Here is a 19,250-nt window from a genome sequence, read left to right on the forward strand (position 1 = left end):
GGGGGGGGGGGGGGGGGGGGGGCGGGGGGGCGGCGGCCCGCGCGGGGGGGGGCGGGGGCCCGGGGCCCCCCGGGGGCGGCGGGGCGCCACCGCCGTCACGGGGTGGGTGGTGCGTACCGTCCCCGGCGCCGTGCCGGCCCGGTCAGCCGCCCGTCAGCGGGCGGGCCGTCGAGGCCGTGCCGCGCGGGTGCCGCTCCGGGTGCGGCGGGCGGCGGCTGCCCGCCGGGGTGACCGGTGTGCGCTCCGAGCGGATCGTGTGCGGCCCCGGGGCCAGGTAGACGGGCGCCCGGGGCGAGCGGGCCGCGGAGACCGGCTCGCGGGCCGTGGCGCCCTCCTGCTCCGCGGCGCACGGCGCGAGCGCGGCCGGCGCCGCGAGAGGAGCGGGCCCCGGTGCCGCGCGCTCCTGGCCGCGGCCGGTGCGCCACCGGTCGCGCAGGCCGAAGAGGAAGGCCTCGGCGCGGGCGATCAGCGGCTCGAACCAGGGCAGCGCCAGCAGGATCAGCAACCCCGCGGCCCAGCCGAGGAGCACGTCGCTCAGCCAGTGCGTACCGAGGTAGACGGTGGCCAGCCCGACGCCGAGCGAGGTCACCGCGGACAGGGCGGACAGATAGCGGCGCGCTCTCGGGGTGGAGGCCAGGTAGGCCAGAATCCCCCAGGTCACCACGGCGTTGGCGGTGTGACCGCTCGGAAATATATCGCCGCCGAGCCACATCTCGTTCGAGCCGATCTCGGTCGCGTAGTGCGGCCCCAGGCGGCCCATGCCGTACTTGGCGGCGCCGACCGTGACGTTCAGCAGCAGCAGCGAGACGCCGAGCGCGAGCAGCGGGCGCAGGGTGTGCTGCCGCCAGGAGCGCCAGCCCAGCCAGGCCGCGACCATCACGGCGGTCGGGCCGCGCTGGCCGAGCACCACGTAGTAGTCGACGAACCAGTGGATCTCCGACCACTGCTGGTACGGCCGGAAGAACATGACCTGCCAGTCGAGCCGGACCAGCCAGGAGGTGATCAGCACGGCCCACACGATCGCCCCGTAGAAGGCCAGGGTCGCCGCGAAGAGCACGATGCGGTGCCGGCTCATCCTCGGCACGTCGATATGGGCCGGTCGTTCCGGCTCACGATCCAGCCTGGCGAACACCCGGTCCAGACGGGTGGGCTTCCGTTCGGTACGCACCCAATCGACGTTACAGCGAGTGAGCTCGGAACCCCGTCGATTCAGCGGCTTTGTGATGACGATGTGATGTGGCATTCCTCTCAACGGGGGGTTTATTTTTGTGGAATCCGCAATCGCCGCCGATGGCGGCCTTCAATTCCTTTGATCATTCCGGTGGCGGGTTTATGCCGCTTTTGAATTCGTTCACCGGGGCATGGCGCGGAATTCCCCGGCCGCTCACCGGGGGTCACGGCGGACCGGAGCCGTTCAGCCAGACGGCCCCGTACACCGCCGAGGCCACCGCCAGCACCCCCACCACCAGCGCCGACCTGGGTGCACGCCACCGGGCCAGGCCCAGGGCGAGGGGCAGCAGCAGCGGGAAGGCGGGCATCAGCAGGCGCGGTTTCGAGCCGAAGTAGCTCGACGCGCACAGGGCGAGCGCGGTCACGGCCCCGGCGTACACCAGCAGCGGCAGCGGCTGGCGCCGCCGCACGCAGACGGCGTACAGCCAGACCACCAGGGCGACGCCGAGGACCAGCCCGAGCCCCGCCGGCACGGACGGGAGCGACGTGAACTTGCCGGCGACGAAGCGGGCGAAGGCGTGGCCGCCGTCGAAGCCGTTGCGCCAGCCGGCCTGCACGTCGAGATAGCCGAGCGGGCCCTTGCCGGTGCGGTGACCGACCCACAGCACGTAACCGGCGACGCCCAGGGGCGCGAGCAGCAGGCCGAGGACCGGGCGCGCACCGGCCCTACCGAGGAGGGGGGCGCGCCGGCCGTCCCACGCGCCGTCCCCGGCCGGGGCGCGCCGGGCGGGGACGGCATCCGCCGGATCGGGGGCGCGTGCCGCCCCGCGCGCGCCGTGCGGCGTGGCCGCGCTGCGGCTCCGCACGAACGAGGCGATCCCCGCCGCCCACACCGCCGCGACGACCGCGAGCCCCACCGGCCGGGTCAGACCGGCCAGCAGGGCCAGGGCGCCCGCCGTCACCCAGCGGCCGGTGAGCACCGCGTACAGCGACCAGGCCGCCAGCGCCGTGAACAGCGACTCGCTGTACGCCATCGACTGCACCACGCCCACCGGGAGGACGGCCCACAGCAGCACGGCGCACACCCCGGCCCGGCGGCCGTGGAGGTGCTCCGCCACCGCGAAGACGCCCCAGGCCGCGGCGAGGGAGGCGAGCAGGCTGACGAGGAAGCCCCCGTCGGCGTACGACAGCGGCGACACCGCCGCGACCAGCCGCTCCAGCCAGGGCAGCAGCGGGAAGAACGCCAGGTTCGAGTGCACGTCCCCGTTGGGCAGGCGCACCTCGTACCCGTAGCCCAGCTCGGCGACCCTGGTGTACCAGAGGGCGTCCCAGCGGGCCGTCAGCAGCGTGTACGCGCTCTTGTCGCGCGCCGCGCTCCACAGGGCCAGCACCACCAGGCCCAGGGCGCGCACCGCCGCGTATCCCAGGAGCGCCGGGGCGGCCCGGCGCAGCGCCCCGGGACGGGCCGGCGCCGCGCGCGTCGCAAGATCGGTCACGAGCCCGATTATCGACCGAGGGCGGAACCGGGCGGTCCGCCGGGGCGCGGTGGCGGGCGAGGGGAGTGGCGCACGCCACACCGTTCCGCCGGACGTGTGAGAGGTCCGCCACTCGGCTCCCGCACGGACTCGCGTACGCTGACGAGTCACTCGCCCTTCGTTGCGCGGGCCGGAGACCACCGCTCCTCTCCGGCCGAGTCGCGGGGAGTCCCCACCCCGCGAGCCCGCCGAACGCGAGGAGAATCTGGGAGGTACGTACATGTCCGGGACGACCACGGCTGCCGCTGCGCCGCGCCGTCGGGCGGCCGGGGCCGGTGCCGACCGCTGGGTGGTTCTCGTCGTCCTGTGCGTCAGCCTGCTGCTCGTCGCCGTCGACGCCACGGTCCTGCACGTGGCGATCCCCGCCGTCAGCGAGGACCTCAGGCCCGGCGGCATGGAGCTGCTCTGGATCGTCGACGCCTACCCCCTGGTCTGCGCCTCGCTGCTGATCCTGTTCGGCACCCTGGGTGACCGGATCGGCCGCAGAAGGGTCCTCCTCCTGGGCTACGCCCTGTTCGGCGCCGCCTCCGCCATGGCGGCCCTCGCGGACAGCGCGCAGGTGCTCATCGCGGCGCGGGCGCTGCTCGGCGTCGGCGGCGCGATGATCATGCCCGCGACGCTGTCGATCCTGCGGCAGGTCTTCCCGGACCGGCGCGAGCGGGCGCTCGCCATCGGGATCTGGAGCGCCGTGGCCGCGGTGGGCGCGGCCGTCGGGCCGCTGCTCGGCGGCTTCCTGCTGGAGCACTTCCGGTGGGGCGCGGTCTTCCTCGTCAACATCCCGCTGATGCTGGTCAGCCTGCCGGTGGGACGGCTGCTGCTGCCCGAGTCCAAGGGCGACCGCGACGGTCCCTGGGACGTGGCCGGCGCGCTGATGGCGGCGGCCGGGCTGTTCGGGGTGGTGCTCGGCGTGAAGCGGCTCGGGACCGGCGAGCCGGCCGGGAGCGCGTTCACCGTGCTCCCGCTGCTCGCCGGAGCGGGGCTGCTCGTCGCCTTCGTACGGCGGCAGCGGCGCCGGGCACATCCCCTGGTGGACCTGCGGATGTTCGCGCGGCCGGCGTTCAGCACCTCTGTGGGGTGCATCGTGCTGGCCATGCTCGCCCTGGTCGGGCTGGAGCTGATCGCGGCGCAGTACCTGCAGCTGGTGCTCGGTCTCTCCCCGCTCCAGACGGGGCTGCGGCTGCTGCCGCTGACCTTCGCGGCGATGGCGGCGGGGCTCGCCGGGGCGCGCATGCTGCGGCGGTTCGGGCCGCGGCGGATGGTCTGCTGCGGGTTCTGCCTGACGGCGGCCTCCGTGGTGCTGCTGACGGGGCTGGGCCGGACGGACGACTGGGCCCTGATGCTGTCCGGGTTCGTGCTGCTCGGCTTCGGGCTGGAGACCACCCTGTTCGGGGCGTACGAGTCGATGCTGAGCGAGGCGCCGCAGGAGCAGGCCGGGGGCGCAGCGGCGATCGGGGAGACCTCGTACCAGCTGGGCGCGGGGATCGGCATCGCGCTGCTGGGAACGGTGATGAACGCGGCGTACGCACCGGGGCTGGCGGGCGTGCCCGGGGTCCCCGCGTCGGCGACGGGGGCGGCTTCGCACTCGCTGGGGGAGGCCTACGAGGTGGCCGCGTACCTGGGCGGGCCGGCCGGGGCCGCCCTGCGCCGTGCCGCCCGGGACGCCTTCGTGCACGGGCTGCACGTGACGCTGCTGGTGAGCGCGGGGCTGTTGCTGCTGGGGGCGGCGATGGCGCTGCGGCTGCCGCGAACGATGCAGTGCGGCCCGGTGGAGGTGCCCTCGCCGCGGGAGGCGGTGGAGGACCGGGTCTCGGTGTGAGGCGCCCTCCCACCACCGCCCGTACCGGCCGGCCGGGGGATGCCGGCCGCCCGCGGGGCGGGGTACCCTCGGCGGCTCGCGGCGGGTGGGGGCCCCTCTGGACGCAGGGGACGGCGCGTCGTAACGTCGGCCGGAGTCGTGACTAGCAGCGCTAGTTTGCCGTGTCCCGGAGGGTGTCCCCATGTCCGCGTCCCCGAAGCTCCCCCCGTTCGACCCCGCCGACCCCCTCGGTATCGACGACCTGCTGGACCAGGAGGACCTGGCCGTCCGGGACACCGTGCGCGGCTGGGCCGCCGACCGGGTCCTGCCGTACGTCGCCGAGTGGTACGAGAAGGGGGAGCTGCCCGTGATCCGGGAACTGGCCCGGGAACTCGGCGGGATCGGCGCGCTCGGGATGTCGCTGGACGGATACGGCTGCGCCGGGGCCACCGCCGTGCAGTACGGACTCGCCTGCCTGGAGCTGGAGGCCGCCGACTCCGGGATCCGCTCCCTGGTCTCCGTGCAGGGCTCCCTCGCCATGTACGCCATCCACCGGTTCGGCAGCGAGGAGCAGAAGCAGGCGTGGCTGCCGCGCATGGCCGCCGGCGAGGTCATCGGGTGCTTCGGGCTCACCGAGCCCGACCACGGCTCCGACCCCGCCTCCATGCGCACCCACGCCAAGCGCGACGGCGGCGACTGGATCCTCAACGGGCGGAAGATGTGGATCACCAACGGCTCGGTCGCCGGTGTCGCCGTCGTGTGGGCGCAGACCGACGACGGCATCCGCGGATTCGTCGTGCCGGCCGGCAGTGCGGGGTTCTCGGCGCCGGAGATCAAGCACAAGTGGTCGCTGCGGGCCTCCGTCACCAGCGAACTCGTGCTGGACGACGTACGGCTGCCGGCCGGCGCCGTCCTGCCGGGGGCGAGCGGGCTGCGCGGGCCGCTGAGCTGTCTGTCCCACGCCCGGTACGGGATCGTCTGGGGCGCGATGGGCGCGGCACGGTCGTGTTTCGAGGCCGCTGTCGACTACGCGAAGTCGCGGGAGCAGTTCGGGCGGCCGATCGGGGGGTTCCAGCTGACGCAGGCCAAACTCGCCGACATGGCGGTCGAACTGCACAAGGGGATTCTGCTCGCCCACCACCTGGGGCGGCGCATGGACGCCGGCCGCCTGCGTCCGGAGCAGGTCAGCTTCGGCAAGCTCAACAACGTGCGGGAAGCGATCGGGATCTGCCGCACGGCCCGGACCGTTCTCGGGGCCAACGGGATCTCCCTGGAGTATCCCGTGATGCGGCACGCGACGAACCTGGAATCGGTGCTCACCTACGAGGGCACCGTCGAGATGCACCAGCTCGTGCTGGGCAAGGCGCTCACCGGACTCGACGCGTTCCGGTAGACCCCGCAAACAGGCGGGGCCGGTGAGCGGCCCCGCCTCAGCTCTGGTTGAAGAAACCGTCCGAGCGGTGCGCGGCCGGCTCCCCGCTGACGACCTCGGTGTCGGCCGGGCTCAGCAGGAACACACGGCTGGACACGCGCTCGATGGAGCCGCGCAGGCCGAAGATCAGTCCGGCCGCGAAGTCGACCACGCGCTTGGCGTCGGCGGGTTCCATGGCCGTGAGGTTCATGATGACCGGGACGCCCTCGCGGAACATCTCGCCGATGGCGCGCGCGTCCCGGAAGCTGTCCGGGGTCACCGTGCCGATGCGGCGCCCCTTCTCCTCGGCGACGTCCGAGGCCACCTTGACCCGCGGATCGGTGACCCAGGCGTCCCCGGGCTCGGTCCCGTCGGAGTAGTCGTCGTCGTAGTAACGCTCGTCTTCGTTGTCGTCGACGAGGCCAAGCCAGGCACTCGCCTTGCGTACCGATCCCATGGACGCCTCCTCTCACAGCGGTCTTTCTTGCTTTCCGCATCCCTATGGTCGTCCATGATGCGGATGGTGCGCCAAGTGGATAGACGCCGCGTGGGGGGTTTGTGACGGTACTGGTGCACAGCGAATCCGTCGAGAGTCCGTATTTCCCAAGGGTCGCGTCACAAACGGCTGCTGACTGTGAGTGAAATATGATTCTTCGCGGCGTACGGGTGACGGGCGGTGCGTACGGGTGAAGGACGCGGCCGATACGATGCGGCGGCCCAACGTCACGCACACCACGGGGGAACGTCGTGTTCGGAATGGTCAGGCCCTGTCGGCACCGGCTCGGCGAGAAGCTCACGGCCCAGTGGACGGCGCATCTGTGCGGCCTCTGCCTGGCGTTGCGCGGGGACCACGGGCAGCTCGCGCGCATCGTGACGAACTACGACGGGCTCCTCGTCTCCGTTCTGACGGAGGCTCAGTCCGGGGGCGGCGGCGGCCGGGGACGGCGCACGGCGGGGCCGTGCCCGCTGCGCGGCATGCGCACCGCGTCCGTCGCGCACGGTGAGGGCGCCCGGCTGGCCGCGGCCGTGTCACTGGTGCTCGCCTCGGCCAAGGTCCGCGACCACGTCGCCGACGGGGACGGGCTGCTGGCCCGCCGGCCGGTGGCGCTCGCCGCGCGCCGGATCGCCGCGAACTGGGACCGGGCGGGCGCCCGGACCGGCCTTGCCGTCGGGTTCGACACCGCCGTCCTGGTCGACGCGGTGGACCGGCAGACCGGTCTCGAGGCGCTCGCCGGGCCCGGGACGCCGATCCTGGCGGTCACCGAACCGACCGAGACCGCGACCGCCGCGGCCTTCGCGCACACCGCCGTCCTGGCCGGGAGGCCGGGCAACGCCGAGCCGCTCGCCGAGGCCGGGCGCCTCTTCGGCCGGCTGGCCCACCTGCTGGACGCCGTGGAGGACAGGCAGGCCGACGCCGTGTCGGGCGCCTGGAACCCGCTCACCGCCACCGGTACCTCCCTGGCGGAGGCCCGCCGGCTCGCCGACGACGCCGTGCAGGGGATACGACTGGCGCTGCGCGAGGTGACCTGGGGGGCCGGGGACGCCTCCGGGCGGGACGGCGCGGGCGCGGGGCTCGCGCACCTGCTCCTCGTCCACGAACTGCGGCGCTCGGTGGACCGGGCGTTCGGCACGGTGCCCGTGTGCGCGTCCCACCGGCCCGGACCCCACGGACAGCAGCCGCCGCAGGGCCCCTACGGCTCGCCGTACGCGGGCGGCGGCCATCCGCACGCGGGCGGCGGAGCGTACGGGGGAGGCGGGGCCGGTGGCTTCGGCGATGGCGCGCCGATGCCTCAGCCGCCGAGGGGCCGCCGCGGATTCTGGGCGGGCTGCGGGATGTTCTGGCTGCTGTGCTGCACCTGCAGGCTGTGCTGCGCCAAGGAGTACGAGGGCCCGTGGTCCCGCAAGAAGCGCGAGGGCTGCTGCCGCGACTGCGACTGCGACGGCTGCGACTGCTGCTGCCCCTGCGACGGGTGCTGAACGGGCGTCACTCCTTCCGCCCCGTGCCGCCGGCCGCGCCGAAGGCGCGGGTGGCGACATCGTGCCGGGGCGAAGCGGGCGTGCCGGGCACGCGTGGGCGTACGCATGGTGGGCGGTCTCCTGGACGGGAGAGGGCGGACGGGCGCCGGACGAGGCGAGGCGAGGGGAGGGGAGCGCGTGTGAAGGCGAAGGAGGAGAACGCGAAGGGAACGCCCGCTGGGGTCGGGGCGTGCAGGGGGCCCGGCTCAACAGGAGGAGGACCACACGCGACCGAAGTCGATGTGGGAGCGCGAGACCAGCCGCTGCTGTGGATGCATGGGCCAAGTGGAACAGGCATCCGATTCCGCGTCAACCGACCCGGGACTTACGGCTCACAGTGCGGACAGCCTTGACAGGGCCGGGAAGCGGCCCCGTAATCTCGATGGCCTCGATGCGCGGCCCCGCTGAGGGGCTCGGCCGCGCACGGCGCCGCGCGGCGCTCCCCGTGTGAAGGCACCCGTCCCGCGTTCCACCCGACGCATCACGGAGCCTTCGCATGCCCTGCGACACCCTCGCCCCCGTTCCCGCTCCGCACCTGCCGCGGACATCCCGTACACCGCACGCGCCGCGGACGTCCGGGGCCCCCGGCTCCCCCCGCACCGGCCGGGTCGCCGCCCGATGAGGACCTCCCTGGTGATCGTCGGGGCCGGACCGCGCGGGACCGGACTGGTCGAGCGGATCGCGGCCAACGCGCCCGAGCTGTACGCGGGTCAGGGCCTGGACATCCATCTCGTCGACCCGTATCCGCCGGGCGCCGGGCGGGTGTGGCGTCAGGCGCAGTCGCCGCTGCTGTGGATGAACTCGCACGCCGAGGACGTCACCATGTTCACCGACGAGACGGTCGACATGGCCGGACCCGTGCGCCCCGGCCCCACCCTGCACGAGTGGGCCGGCATCGACGGCCGCGCCTTCGCCGGCCGCCGGCTGCAGGGCGCCTACCTGCGCTGGGTGTACGAGCGTGCCGTGGCCGACCTGCCGCCGGGCGTCGCCGTCCACCACCACCCGCGGCGGGCCCTGCGGGTCGGCGGCCCCCGCGAGGGCCGCCAGCAGGTGTGGCTCCAGGGCCGCCCGCGCCCGCTCCTCGCCGACCTGGTCGTCCTCACCCTGGGGCACCTCGACGCGGAACCCGACGCCGAGCAGAGCGAGTTGGCCGACTACGCCCGCGCCCACGGCCTGGTCCACCTCCCGCCGGACTTCACCGCCGACAGCGACCTGTCCCGGCTCGCGCCCGGTGAGCCGGTCCTCGTGCGCGGCTTCGGGCTCGCCTTCGTCGACCTGATGGTGCTGCTGACGGAGGGGCGCGGCGGCCGGTACGACGGCGACACCTACCTGCCCTCGGGGCGGGAGCCGGTCCTGTACGTCGGATCGCGGCGCGGAGTGCCGTACCACTCGAAGATCGGTTACGACCTCGGCGGCGAACGGCCGCCGCTGCCCCGGTTCTTCGGGCCCGCCCAGGTCGACGCGCTGCTCGCGCGTCCGGGAGGCGCCGACTTCCCCGGCGAGGTGTGGCCGCTGGTGGAGAAGGAGCTGGGCTTCGCCCACTACCACCGGCTGTTCACCGCCCATCCCGGACGGACGGCCCTGCCCTGGCGCGACTTCGAGCGGGAGTACGCGGTCGCGGACCCGGCCGGACGTGCGGCCCTGGTGGCCTCGGCCGTCCCCGACCCCGCCGACCGGCTCGACCTCGCCGCCCTCGATCGCCCGCTGGCGGGGCGGCGGTACGCCTCGTACGAGGAACTGCAGGAAGGGCTGCGGGAGTACATCGCGGGGGACCTGGCCAGGCGCCACGACCCGCGGCACAGCCCCGACGCGGCCGTCTTCCTCGCCCTGCTGTCCGTCTACGGCCAGCTCGTCCGGCTCGGGGACGTCGGGCCCTGGTGGCACGGCTTCTTCAGCTACCTGGCCTCCGGGCCGCCCGGGCCCCGGCTGCGGCAGATGCTGGCGCTGTCCCGGGCCGGGGTGCTGAGGTTCCTCGGCGCCGGGACGGCCGTCACCGCCGAGGGCGGGGTGTTCCGGGCGTCGAGCACCTCCGTGCCCGGCGCCTTCGTCGAGGCCCGGGCGCTGGTCGAGGCGCGGCTGCCGCACCCCACCGTCGAACGGGCCCGGGACCGGCTGCTGCGGGAGCTGCACGCCGACGGGGCCGCCGTGACCCCCGACGGGCTGCTGGCCGTCGACCCCGCCGACGGGCGCGTCCTGGACCGGGCCGGGCGGCCGCATCCGCGCCGGTTCGCGCTCGGCCCGCACACCGACGCCCGCGGCGCGGGCGCCTTCACCCGGCCGCGCACGGGCGGGCCTGCGTTCCGCCAGAACGACGCGACGGCCCGGGCCGCGCTCACCTTCCTGCGGGCCCTCAGCGGGCGTGCGGCGGCGCGGCCACCACGGCCGGCCGCCTGACGGCGCGGCGCCGCGCGTTCGCCGGGCCCACGGCGCCGTCCGTCCTGAAGAAAGGATCCCTCGGATGACCTCCTCGCACGGCCGGGGGCTGCTGCACCTGGCCGCCGCGGCGACCGCGTCGTGCGGGCCGTCGGCGCTGGCGGGCACGTGCGGGCTCCGGGGCCATCCGGAGGAGCGAATTCCGGACATCCCCGGGACCCGGCGGGCCGACGGCGGCGCGTGGTCCCGACCGCCGTCCGGGCCCGCGGGCCGGGGGGCGGCGGGCGGCCCGCCGCGAGCCGGCCCGCGGGCGCGTCCCGGGGGGCGCGGGGCCGGACGGCGGCCGGCTCCGACCGTGCGCCGCCGTCGCCGTACGCGTGCGCCGGCCGCTTCGCCCGCCCCTTCCCGCCGCCGGGGGGACACGCTGGCCATCGCCGCGGGGGCGGTGAGCGGACGGTGCCGCGGGACCGGTCCGCTGCTCCGGGGCCGATCCGGGCGGAAGGCACACAGATCGTTCAAAGGCTGACGGCCGAAAGGCACCCTTGCGCCGACCGTCCGTTCGGCCGAATACTCCCCCTCAGCGCTTGTCAGGGGCACGACGTGTTCGGAATCCGGACGTCTGTTCCCCCGGCTGCGCCTCACGGGCCCCCAACCCCACGAGGGCCCCCGACTTCCCCTTCGGAGGAACGCAAAGTGAGGATCAAGCGCACCACCCCCCGCAGCGGCATTTCGAGACGGACCCGGCTGATCGCCGTCTCCACCGGACTCGTGGCCGCCGCCGCGATCGCGGTCCCCAGCGCGAACGCGTCCGAGACCCCCGGCACCTTCAGCGCCACCGCGCTCAAGAGCGCCAGCGCCTCGGTGCTGAAGGCCGACATCCCGGGCACCGCCTGGGCCGTCGACAGCAAGACCGACCGCGTGCTCGTCACCGTCGACAGCACGGTCTCCCAGGCCGAGATCGCCGAGATCAAGCGGGCGGCCGGGGAGAACGCCGGCGCGCTCACCATCAAGCGCACCCCCGGCAAGTTCACCAAGCTGATCCAGGGCGGCGACGCGATCTACGCGAGCAGCTGGCGCTGCTCCCTGGGCTTCAACGTCCAGGACAGCAGCGGCGCCCAGTACTTCCTGACCGCCGGTCACTGCACCGACGGCGCGGGCACCTGGTACTCCAACTCCGCCCGCACCACCGTCATCGGCTCGACCGCCGGCTCCAGCTTCCCGGGCAACGACTACGGCATCGTGCGGTACTCCGGGTCCGTCAGCCGGCCCGGCACCGCCAACGGGGTGGACATCACCCGCGCCGCCACGCCGAGCGTGGGCACCACGGTGATCCGCGACGGTTCCACCACCGGCACCCACAGCGGCCGGGTCACCGCCCTCAACGCCACCGTCAACTACGGCGGCGGCGACGTCGTCTCGGGCCTGATCCAGACCACGGTCTGCGCCGAGCCCGGCGACTCCGGCGGCTCGCTCTACGGCAGCAACGGCACCGCCTACGGTCTGACCTCCGGCGGCAGCGGCAACTGCAGCTCCGGCGGCACGACGTTCTTCCAGCCGGTCACGGAGGCGCTGAGCGCCTACGGCGTGAGCGTCTACTAGATCCGGGCGACCGGTTCGCAGCGCAGCCGACAGCACGACGAGCCCCCGCACCCACGTGGTGTGCGGGGGCTCTCGCCTGTCCGGGGCGAAGAGCGCCGGCGATGAAGGGCCAGGAGGCTCCGACGCCCCGTGAACCTTGTCGGGATCCCGCTGGCGAGGGGTGAGATCAAGCCAGGACTAGACCTCACGGTCCGCCTACGGGCTACTCACGCGTAGCGTTTGCAGTGCGAATCGATCGGCATCGGTCGCGGACAGGCGTAGACAGTCACGACATAGGGGGCGCGCGGCAGTTGCTCCGCGCGCGTCCTGAAGTCGACCTTGTGTGCTCCCTGTGAGGTTCGGAAGAGTGGGCGCCGTTCAACCGGCGCGGACGCGGCCCATCTGCGGTTTTTCCGTGTGTCGCCTCTGCGGCCGTACGCCTTCCGGTCCGCGGGGTCCCCACAACCTCCCGGGCCGACCCCCCACAGGAGGACGTGAGTTGAAGCACCGACGCATACCCGGGCGGCGTGTGGCCGTGGCGGGCGCGGGCGTCGCCGCGCTGGTCGCCGCGGGAATCACCTTCCAGACTGCGAACGCCAGTGAGACCCCGGAGGCCTCCGCGCCCGCGACCCTGTCGGTCGCGGCGGCCGGAAAGCTCGCCTCGACGCTGGCGAAGGACCTCGGCGCCGACGCGGCCGGCACGTACTACGACACGCAGGCCGGGAGCCTCGTGGTGAACGTGCTCGACGAGGCCGCCGCGCGGACCGTCGAGGAGGCCGGCGCCCGGGCCAGACTCGTCGAGAACTCCCTCGCCGAGCTCGGGAGCGCCCGCACCGCGCTCCAGCGGGAAGCCGCCATCCCGGGCACCGCCTGGGTGACCGACCCGAAGACCAACAAGGTCGTCGTCACCGCCGACCGCACCGTCTCCCGGGCGGAGTGGGCCAGGCTGACGGAGGTCGTCGACGGGCTCGGCCCCGTGGTCGAACTCAGGCGGACGAAGGGGGAGTACAAGCCCTTCGTCGCGGGCGGCGACGCCATCACCGGCGGCGGCGGACGCTGCTCGCTCGGCTTCAACGTGGTCAAGGACGGCCGGCCGTACTTCCTGACCGCCGGCCACTGCACCGACTCCGTCTCCACCTGGTCGGACTCCGGCGGCGCCCGGATCGGCGCCAACGAGGTGTCCAGCTTCCCGGGCGACGACTACGGCCTGGTCGAGTACACCGCCGAGGTGGCCCACCCGAGCGAGGTGAACCTCTACAACGGCTCCACCCAGAAGATCACGGGTGCGGCCGAGGCCACCGTCGGCATGAAGGTGACCCGCAGCGGCTCCACCACCCAGGTGCACTCCGGCACGGTCACCGGTCTGGACGCCACCGTCAACTACGGCAACGGCGACATCGTCAACGGCCTGATCCAGACCGACGTCTGCGCCGAGCCCGGAGACAGCGGCGGTTCCCTGTTCTCGGGCAGCGAGGCCATCGGTCTGACCTCCGGCGGCAGCGGCGACTGCACCTCGGGCGGCACGACGTTCTTCCAGCCGGTCACCGAGGCCCTGTCGGCCACGGGCACGCAGATCGGCTGACCGGCGGCCCGGCCCTCCCGTGAAGTCCCGCCCCGCGCAAGGGGCGGGACTTCCGCGTTCGGCCGCGGACGTGTTCCGGGCCCGTGCCGGAAGCCCCGTCCCGGGGCGCCCGGGGCTCGCGCCACCGCCCGCCCGGCCCCGCCTCGCGCCTCACGGGCCCGTCCGTCCCGTCCGGTGAGGCCGTATCAGATGTGCCGACTGTCCCCGGCCGTCACCGGAAGTTTTTACCGACACATAACTTCACAATCTAACTACCCGTCCGTAACTTGACGGGAGAACAGCATCCTCGTGATCCGGATCACAGGGCGTAGTGCCGTCGCACCTCCCTTGAGCCGCAAGGAGATCACCCGATGCTGCCCTGGAAACGACTGCTCAGACCCCTGGCCGCGCTCCTGCTGACCGCCGCCGCCGTCACCGTCCCCGCCACCTCCGCCGCCCACGCGGCCGACGCCGCCACGGCCCCGGACAGGGGCTGGAACGACTACTCCTGCAAGCCCTCCGCCGCCCATCCCCGCCCCGTCGTCCTGGTGCACGGCACCTTCGGGAACTCCGTCGACAACTGGCTGGGGCTCGCCCCCTACCTGACGGACCGCGGCTACTGCGTCTTCTCCCTCGACTACGGCCGGATCGAGGGCGTCCCCTTCTTCCACGGCCTCGGACCCGTCGACAGGTCGGCCGGGCAGCTCAAGGTCTTCGTCGAGAAGGTGCTCGCCGCGACCGGCGCGGCCGAGACCGACATCGTCGGCCACTCGCAGGGCGGCATGATGCCCCGTCACTACCTGAAGTTCCTCGGGGGAGCGGCCAGGGTGCACGCCCTCGTCGGCATCGCGCCCAGCAACCACGGCACCACCCTGCACGGGCTCACCCGCCTGCTGCCCCACTTCCCGGGCGCCGGGGACCTGCTGTCGCTGACCACCCCCGCCCTCGCCGACCAGATCGCCGGCTCCGCCTTCCTGACCAGACTGAACGAGGGTGGTGACACCGTCCCCGGCGTCCGCTACACGGTCATCGCCACCCGGTACGACGAGGTCCTCACGCCGTACCGCAGCCAGTACCTGAGCGGACCGGACGTACGCAACGTCCTGCTGCAGGACCTGTGCCCGCTCGACCTCTCCGAGCACGTGGCGGTCGGCCTGTTCGACAGGATCGCCTTCCACGAGGTCGCCAATGCCCTCGACCCGGCCCGCGCCGTGCCCACCACCTGCGCGTCGGCGGTCGGCTGACACGCGTCGGTGCCTGTCCGGCCTGAGCCGCCGGACAGGCACCGAGTCCGCGTGAGCCCCGCCCGCCGCCTCAGTGGCCGTGGCGCCCGCCGCCGACCGCGCGCCGCCGGACCGACAGGAACAGGGCCGCCGAGCCGAGCGCCAGCGTCGCCGCGCCGCCGATCGCGAGGTACGTGGTGCTGCTGTCGCCGCCGGTCTCGGCGAGGCTCTGCGCGGCACCGGCCGCCTTCGGCTGGTTCGGGGCGGCGGCCGGCTGCTCCGGGGCGGCGGTGCCGGACGGGGCGGAGGCGGTGTCCGACCGGTCCTGCGCCTCGTCCGCGACCGGCTTCGCCGACGTGCGGGGGTCGTCGTCGCCGTGGCCGCCGTGCTCGATCGTCGACTTGTCGGTACCCGCCTCGATCTGCTTCTCGGTGGGCGCGGAGGCGGACGGGGCCGCGGCGGGAGCGGCCGCGGAACCGCCGCTCCGGGTCTCGCCGGCGGTTGCGGCGCCACCGGTTCCGCCGAAGTCGACGTCCGAGCAGGAGTAGAACGCCTCCGGGCTGTCCGAGCGCTGCCAGACGGCGTACAGCACCTGCTTGCCGGAACGCTCGGGCAGCGTGCCGGTGAAGGTGTAGAAGCCGCCCGACGCGGCCGGGTCGGTGGCCGTGGCCACCGGGTTCCCGAGGTCCAGGTCGCCCCAGCCCAGCGGCTTGGCCGGGTCGTAGCCGGGCTTGGTGAGGTACACCTTGAAGGTGCCCTTGTGCGGGGCGGTCACGCGGTACTTGAAGGTGTACGAACCGCTCTTCACGCTCGTCGCCGGCCAGTCGGCGCGGGCCAGGTCGAGCCCCTTGAACTGCTCGTTGCCCGCGCTGCACAGCTTGCCGTCCGGGATGAGCTGCTGGTGGCGGCCGGCCGCGTCGCCGATGCGGATGCCGTTCCAGTCGTAGAGCGCCTGCGTGCCGCCGGCCGCGACCGCCGCCTTGCACGCGTCCGACCTCGGGCTCTCCGGGCCCTCGGCGTAGCACTGCGAGACCCGGCTGACCGGGTCGCCCATCGAACCGTGCGCGGCCGCCGGCGCGGCGGCCAGCGCGGTCAGGGCGAGCGGGGCCGTGCCGAGGGCGGCGACAACGGCGACCGTGCGGCGTGCGGGCATGCGGGAACTCCTCGAAACGGGTGCGTGAAGGGTGCGGACGCCGGAGTGGAGCCCGGGCAGGTCCCGGGCCGGACTCCGGGACCGGATCCCGTGGGGTGATCCGAAACTAGCCCCGCAGGAGCGTGAAATCGCCTGCCCAAGGCGGGGAACGGTGATCCTTAGGGTCGTCTTAAGGGAGTGCTCAGACTGCGCTCAGGTAGCCGCCGCCCGCGGTGTGACGGACGAGGGGACCCGGCCCGCCGCGGCCGCCGGCGTACCGGCCGCCGGGGCCGTGTCCGAGGCGTTCGCCGTGACCGAGGGGTTCGCCGTGACCGAGGCGTTCGAAGACCGTCCCCTTCCGCCGCCCGCGCCGGGGCGGCGGAAGGGGACGGCGGCTGCCCGCGTTCGCGGCGGCACGCGCGCGTGCGCCGGGCCTGCCGGGGCCGGGCTCCGCACGAGCAGGCTGATGCCGGGGAGCCGGGGAGCCGGGGAGCCGGGGAGCCGGGAGAACCACGCGCGGTGGGGAGACGAGGTGGTGCAGTGGCGCGTGGACGGTCCGTACGACCGGGTCCGCTGCCGCGGGCGGCCGGCGCGGTCCCGCGGGATCAGCCGTCCGGCCACCAGGTGCGTGCGATGTCCTTGCGGACCTCCGGCCGCCCCGCGGGGCGCTCGTCGGCCTCCTCCCGGACCTGACGGGCGTCCGTCTTCCGCAAGGGCTTGTGCACGGTGACACGGCGCATGGTTGCCTCCTTCAGGGTCTACCGGGTTCCGTGTTCCCACGGAGGCAGACCTTTCGGAGGAGATTTCCTCATCGGTCCCGATCTGTCTGTGATGTCCGTCACGATTCGGTTGTCAGTGGCGGGTGCCATCCTCGGCCGCATGACGGACGACAGCGACCGCACGGCCTCGGCGGACGCGGCCCGGGACGTCGACTGGGACGCCCGGGCCGCCGCCTTCGACGACGAACCCGACCACGGGCTGCGCGACCCGCGGGTCCGCCGGGCCTGGGCCGCCCGGCTGCGCGCCTGGCTGCCCGCGCGGGCGGGCGACCTCCTCGACCTCGGCTGCGGCACGGGCAGCCTGTCGCTCCTCGCGGCCGAACAGGGGCACCGGGTGACCGGCGTCGACCTCTCTCGGAACATGGTGAACCTGGCCCGGCGGAAACTGGCCGGCCGTGACGCGGTGTTCCTGGTCGGTGACGCGGCGGCGCCGCCGGTCGGCGAGCAGCGCTTCGACACGGTCCTGGTGCGGCACGTGCTGTGGGCGCTGCCCGATCCCGGCGGGGCCCTGCGGCACTGGCGAAGCCTGCTGCGGCCGGGAGGGCGGCTCGTGCTGGTCGAGGGCGTGTGGGGCACGGCCGGCCCGGTCGGCATACCGGCGGACCGGCTCACCGCCCTGCTCGCCCCGCTCACCGGACAGGTGCGCGTGGAGCGGCTGTCGGACGACCCGCTGCTGTGGGGCAAGCAGGTGGCCGACGAGCGGTACGCGGTGGTGGCGGTGACCGGGTGAGCTCAGGCCAGCAGTGCGGCGAAGCCGCCGCCCCGGGCCAGCGCCTCCAGGGCGTCGAGCGCGGCCGTGGCGGCGGCCGCCGCCTCCGGATCCGTGCGCGCGAGGCCGCTCGCGGCGAACTCGTCCTCGTCCAGACGCCGTACGTCCCCGCCGTCCCCGGAGCGCCACAGGTCCAGGTCGAGGTCCTCGACGACCAGCCGTGCGCCCTCGCGCACGGCCGGACGGGTGATGTCGCAGTACCAGCCCTTCACGGCGCCCGAGGCGGCCCGGACCTCCTTCACGGAGTACCAGCGGTCGCGCCAGTAGTACTCCGTGAAGACGTCACCGGGTTCGAAGCGGACGAAGCCGAAGTCGCGGACGCCCCCGCCCGCCCAGGGGGCCCGCACCACGATCCGGGTGCCGTCGTCGTGGAGCAGCTCGGCCGGATAACGGATCTTCGTACGGCCCGCCTTGACGAGGACGACGTCCAGCAGGCGCGCCCGGTCAGCCGAGTTCGCGGACATGGCGCACCTCCGTCGCGCAGACCTGGTACCCGAGCCACTTGTTGATCGCGAGCATCGGCCCGTTGCCGGTGTCGTTGCCGGTGAACGCCTGCGTGCACCCGGCGGCGCGGGCCCGGTGCAGGGAGGCGTTCTTGACGAGCTTGGCCAGGCCCCGGCCCCGGTGGGCGCGGGCGGTGCCGGTCATGGCGGTGGCGTAGCGGCCGGAGCCGTCGGTGTAGGCCGCGGTGAAGGCCGCCGGGCGGCCGTCGGCCACCGCGACCGTCGTCAGGTCCAGGTCGAGGAGGGGATGCTGCCAGGTCTCCTTCACCCAGGCGTCGTAGTCCGTGAGCTCGGCGTCGACGTCGCTCGGTTCGTCCGAGGTCGTCTCCGCGTCCAGCTCGAACAGCGGACGCGGGTCGTCCGCGAAGCCGGCGGCCGTGCGCAGTTCGACGCCCGGCGGCGGGTCCTGGCGGGGCGGCAGAGTGCCGCCGGCCAGGTCCAGGCGCAGGAAGCGGGCCGAGCGGCCGGCGCGGTAACCGTGCCGCTCGGCGAAGGCACGGTGGCGCGGTTCGTCCAGGACCCACGTGAAGAGCCTGCGGGCGCCCAGGCCGGCCAGGCGCTCCTCGGCGGCGCGCAGCAGCAGCGAACCGGCGCCGCGCCGCGTCCGGTCCGGGCGGACGTAGACGGTGACCAGGCCCTGCCCGGGTTCCGGGCTGTCGTGGGCGAGGCCGGCCTGGGCCGTGCCGACGATCTCGCCGTCCTCCTCGGCGACCAGCTGCCCGAAGCGGGCGTCCGGGTGGGTGTTCGTCAGGACGTGCAGCACCGATTCCGGGGTGCACAGCAGGAAGGGGACGGCGAGACGGCGGACGCGGCACAAGCCCTCGGCGTCGGCTCGGACCTCGGGGCGCAGGTCGCGCACGATCACGGTCATGGAGGCGCACGCTACGCGTCACGCGCCCGGGGCGCCTCCCCATTTCCGCGGGCCCGACGGCGGTGCGGGACAATCCTCCCGTGAGCTTGACGATCGACATCGACGACAGCGCCCCGCCCTACGAGCAGGTGCGGGCGCAGATCTCCGCGCAGGCACGATCGGGGGCGCTGCCGGTGGGGTACCGGCTGCCGACCGTGCGGGGGCTGGCCGAGTCGCTGGGCCTGGCGGCGAACACGGTCGCCAAGGCGTACCGGGCGCTGGAGGCGGACGGGGTCATCGAGACGCGGGGGCGCAACGGGACGTTCGTCGCCGCGGCGGGCTCGGCCGCGGAGCGCGAGGCGGCGTCGGCCGCCCGGGACTACGCCGAGCGGGTCCGCCGGCTCGGCCGCACCGAGGACGAGGCGCTGGCGGCCGTGCGGGACGCCCTGCGGGCGGCTTACGGGACGTAGCCCCGGCCAGCTTGCGGGAAGTGGTCCGCGGCCGGCTCACGGGAAGCAGTCCCCGGCCGGCTCACAGGACGTAGCCCCGGCCGGC

At 74.3% G+C, this 19,250-nt stretch carries 16 protein-coding genes; 9 read left to right on the plus strand and 7 right to left on the minus strand.

From position 1 onward, the window contains the following. Positions 1-142: 142 nt before the first annotated feature. Together AB0L29_RS23490 and AB0L29_RS23495 are read right to left on the minus strand one after the other, a co-directional pair. Entirely contained in the window at positions 143-1,168 is a 1,026-nt protein-coding gene (locus tag AB0L29_RS23490; protein WP_365829693.1) for a phosphatase PAP2 family protein, read from the minus strand. Between the two features lie 226 nt (positions 1,169-1,394). Next, the gene (locus tag AB0L29_RS23495) at positions 1,395-2,666 is read right to left on the minus strand and encodes a glycosyltransferase family 39 protein (RefSeq protein WP_365829694.1); all 1,272 of its coding nucleotides are present in this window, start codon (positions 2,664-2,666) and stop codon (positions 1,395-1,397) included. 259 nt (positions 2,667-2,925) lie between these two features. On the opposite strand from AB0L29_RS23495, the gene AB0L29_RS23500 reads away from it, so the two are divergent. Then, positions 2,926-4,521, plus strand: coding sequence for an MFS transporter (locus AB0L29_RS23500; protein ID WP_365829695.1), 1,596 nt, complete (start codon positions 2,926-2,928; stop codon positions 4,519-4,521). A 181-nt stretch (positions 4,522-4,702) separates the two neighbouring features. Continuing rightward, positions 4,703-5,893, plus strand: a complete 1,191-nt coding sequence (locus AB0L29_RS23505; RefSeq protein WP_365829696.1) for an acyl-CoA dehydrogenase family protein — start codon at positions 4,703-4,705, stop codon at positions 5,891-5,893. A 37-nt stretch (positions 5,894-5,930) separates the two neighbouring features. Here the strand turns inward: AB0L29_RS23505 and AB0L29_RS23510 are convergent, their stop codons facing one another. Next, positions 5,931-6,368, minus strand: a complete 438-nt coding sequence (locus AB0L29_RS23510; protein WP_365829697.1) for a cell division protein SepF — start codon at positions 6,366-6,368, stop codon at positions 5,931-5,933. A gap of 290 nt (positions 6,369-6,658) precedes the next feature. On the opposite strand from AB0L29_RS23510, the gene AB0L29_RS23515 reads away from it, so the two are divergent. The 5 genes from AB0L29_RS23515 to AB0L29_RS23535 all read left to right on the plus strand — a co-directional run bounded on the left by AB0L29_RS23515 (position 6,659) and on the right by AB0L29_RS23535 (position 14,683). Then, positions 6,659-7,888: a DUF5685 family protein gene (locus tag AB0L29_RS23515; RefSeq protein ID WP_365829698.1), complete on the plus strand. Its 1,230-nt coding sequence runs from the start codon at positions 6,659-6,661 to the stop codon at positions 7,886-7,888. A gap of 657 nt (positions 7,889-8,545) precedes the next feature. Then, positions 8,546-10,321 carry an FAD/NAD(P)-binding protein gene (locus tag AB0L29_RS23520; RefSeq protein WP_365829699.1) on the plus strand — a complete coding sequence of 592 codons (1,776 nt, stop codon included), beginning with the start codon at positions 8,546-8,548 and terminating at the stop codon, positions 10,319-10,321. A 672-nt stretch (positions 10,322-10,993) separates the two neighbouring features. After that, a complete protein-coding gene (locus tag AB0L29_RS23525) occupies positions 10,994-11,899 on the plus strand; it encodes a S1 family peptidase (protein ID WP_365829700.1) in 906 nt (301 codons plus the stop codon). A 478-nt stretch (positions 11,900-12,377) separates the two neighbouring features. Next, on the plus strand, positions 12,378-13,460 hold the full coding sequence (locus tag AB0L29_RS23530) for a S1 family peptidase (protein ID WP_365829701.1): 1,083 nt from the start codon (positions 12,378-12,380) through the stop codon (positions 13,458-13,460). Between the two features lie 350 nt (positions 13,461-13,810). Continuing rightward, a complete protein-coding gene (locus AB0L29_RS23535) occupies positions 13,811-14,683 on the plus strand; it encodes an alpha/beta fold hydrolase (protein ID WP_365829702.1) in 873 nt (290 codons plus the stop codon). A gap of 70 nt (positions 14,684-14,753) precedes the next feature. Here the strand turns inward: AB0L29_RS23535 and AB0L29_RS23540 are convergent, their stop codons facing one another. Together AB0L29_RS23540 and AB0L29_RS23545 are read right to left on the minus strand one after the other, a co-directional pair. Further along, on the minus strand, positions 14,754-15,815 hold the full coding sequence (locus AB0L29_RS23540; protein WP_365829703.1) for a lytic polysaccharide monooxygenase: 1,062 nt from the start codon (positions 15,813-15,815) through the stop codon (positions 14,754-14,756). A gap of 584 nt (positions 15,816-16,399) precedes the next feature. Further along, entirely contained in the window at positions 16,400-16,534 is a 135-nt protein-coding gene (locus AB0L29_RS23545; protein WP_365829704.1) for a hypothetical protein, read from the minus strand. Positions 16,535-16,673: 139 nt separating this feature from the next. Between AB0L29_RS23545 and AB0L29_RS23550 the strand changes: the two genes are divergently transcribed. Further along, on the plus strand, positions 16,674-17,303 hold the full coding sequence (locus AB0L29_RS23550; protein WP_365829705.1) for a class I SAM-dependent methyltransferase: 630 nt from the start codon (positions 16,674-16,676) through the stop codon (positions 17,301-17,303). 2 nt (positions 17,304-17,305) lie between these two features. On the opposite strand, the gene AB0L29_RS23555 is transcribed toward AB0L29_RS23550, so the two are convergent. Both AB0L29_RS23555 and AB0L29_RS23560 read right to left on the minus strand, forming a co-directional pair. Then, on the minus strand, positions 17,306-17,806 hold the full coding sequence (locus tag AB0L29_RS23555; RefSeq protein WP_365829706.1) for a DUF402 domain-containing protein: 501 nt from the start codon (positions 17,804-17,806) through the stop codon (positions 17,306-17,308). Beyond that, on the minus strand, positions 17,787-18,716 hold the full coding sequence (locus AB0L29_RS23560; RefSeq protein ID WP_365829707.1) for a GNAT family N-acetyltransferase: 930 nt from the start codon (positions 18,714-18,716) through the stop codon (positions 17,787-17,789). Before AB0L29_RS23560 ends, AB0L29_RS23555 begins: the two co-directional genes overlap by 20 nt. Positions 18,717-18,796: 80 nt before the next feature. On the opposite strand from AB0L29_RS23560, the gene AB0L29_RS23565 reads away from it, so the two are divergent. Continuing rightward, positions 18,797-19,165, plus strand: coding sequence for a GntR family transcriptional regulator (locus AB0L29_RS23565; protein ID WP_365829708.1), 369 nt, complete (start codon positions 18,797-18,799; stop codon positions 19,163-19,165). The last annotated feature ends 85 nt before the right edge of the window (positions 19,166-19,250 follow it).

Origin of the sequence: Streptomyces sp. NPDC052701 (assembly GCF_040678355.1) — a bacterium.
In the GTDB taxonomy this organism is placed as follows: domain Bacteria; phylum Actinomycetota; class Actinomycetes; order Streptomycetales; family Streptomycetaceae; genus Streptomyces.

What these genes read in the sequence shown, in the direction of transcription:
- AB0L29_RS23520 (WP_365829699.1), top strand. Translation starts at nt 8,546, where the DNA reads ATGAGGACCTCCCTGGTGATCGTCGGGGCCGGACCGCGCGGGACCGGA.
- AB0L29_RS23500 (WP_365829695.1), top strand. Translation starts at nt 2,926, where the DNA reads ATGTCCGGGACGACCACGGCTGCCGCTGCGCCGCGCCGTCGGGCGGCC.
- AB0L29_RS23510 (WP_365829697.1), bottom strand. Translation starts at nt 6,368, where the DNA reads ATGGGATCGGTACGCAAGGCGAGTGCCTGGCTTGGCCTCGTCGACGAC.
- AB0L29_RS23560 (WP_365829707.1), bottom strand. Translation starts at nt 18,716, where the DNA reads ATGACCGTGATCGTGCGCGACCTGCGCCCCGAGGTCCGAGCCGACGCC.
- AB0L29_RS23550 (WP_365829705.1), top strand. Translation starts at nt 16,674, where the DNA reads ATGACGGACGACAGCGACCGCACGGCCTCGGCGGACGCGGCCCGGGAC.
- AB0L29_RS23545 (WP_365829704.1), bottom strand. Translation starts at nt 16,534, where the DNA reads ATGCGCCGTGTCACCGTGCACAAGCCCTTGCGGAAGACGGACGCCCGT.
- AB0L29_RS23555 (WP_365829706.1), bottom strand. Translation starts at nt 17,806, where the DNA reads ATGTCCGCGAACTCGGCTGACCGGGCGCGCCTGCTGGACGTCGTCCTC.
- AB0L29_RS23540 (WP_365829703.1), bottom strand. Translation starts at nt 15,815, where the DNA reads ATGCCCGCACGCCGCACGGTCGCCGTTGTCGCCGCCCTCGGCACGGCC.
- AB0L29_RS23505 (WP_365829696.1), top strand. Translation starts at nt 4,703, where the DNA reads ATGTCCGCGTCCCCGAAGCTCCCCCCGTTCGACCCCGCCGACCCCCTC.
- AB0L29_RS23535 (WP_365829702.1), top strand. Translation starts at nt 13,811, where the DNA reads ATGCTGCCCTGGAAACGACTGCTCAGACCCCTGGCCGCGCTCCTGCTG.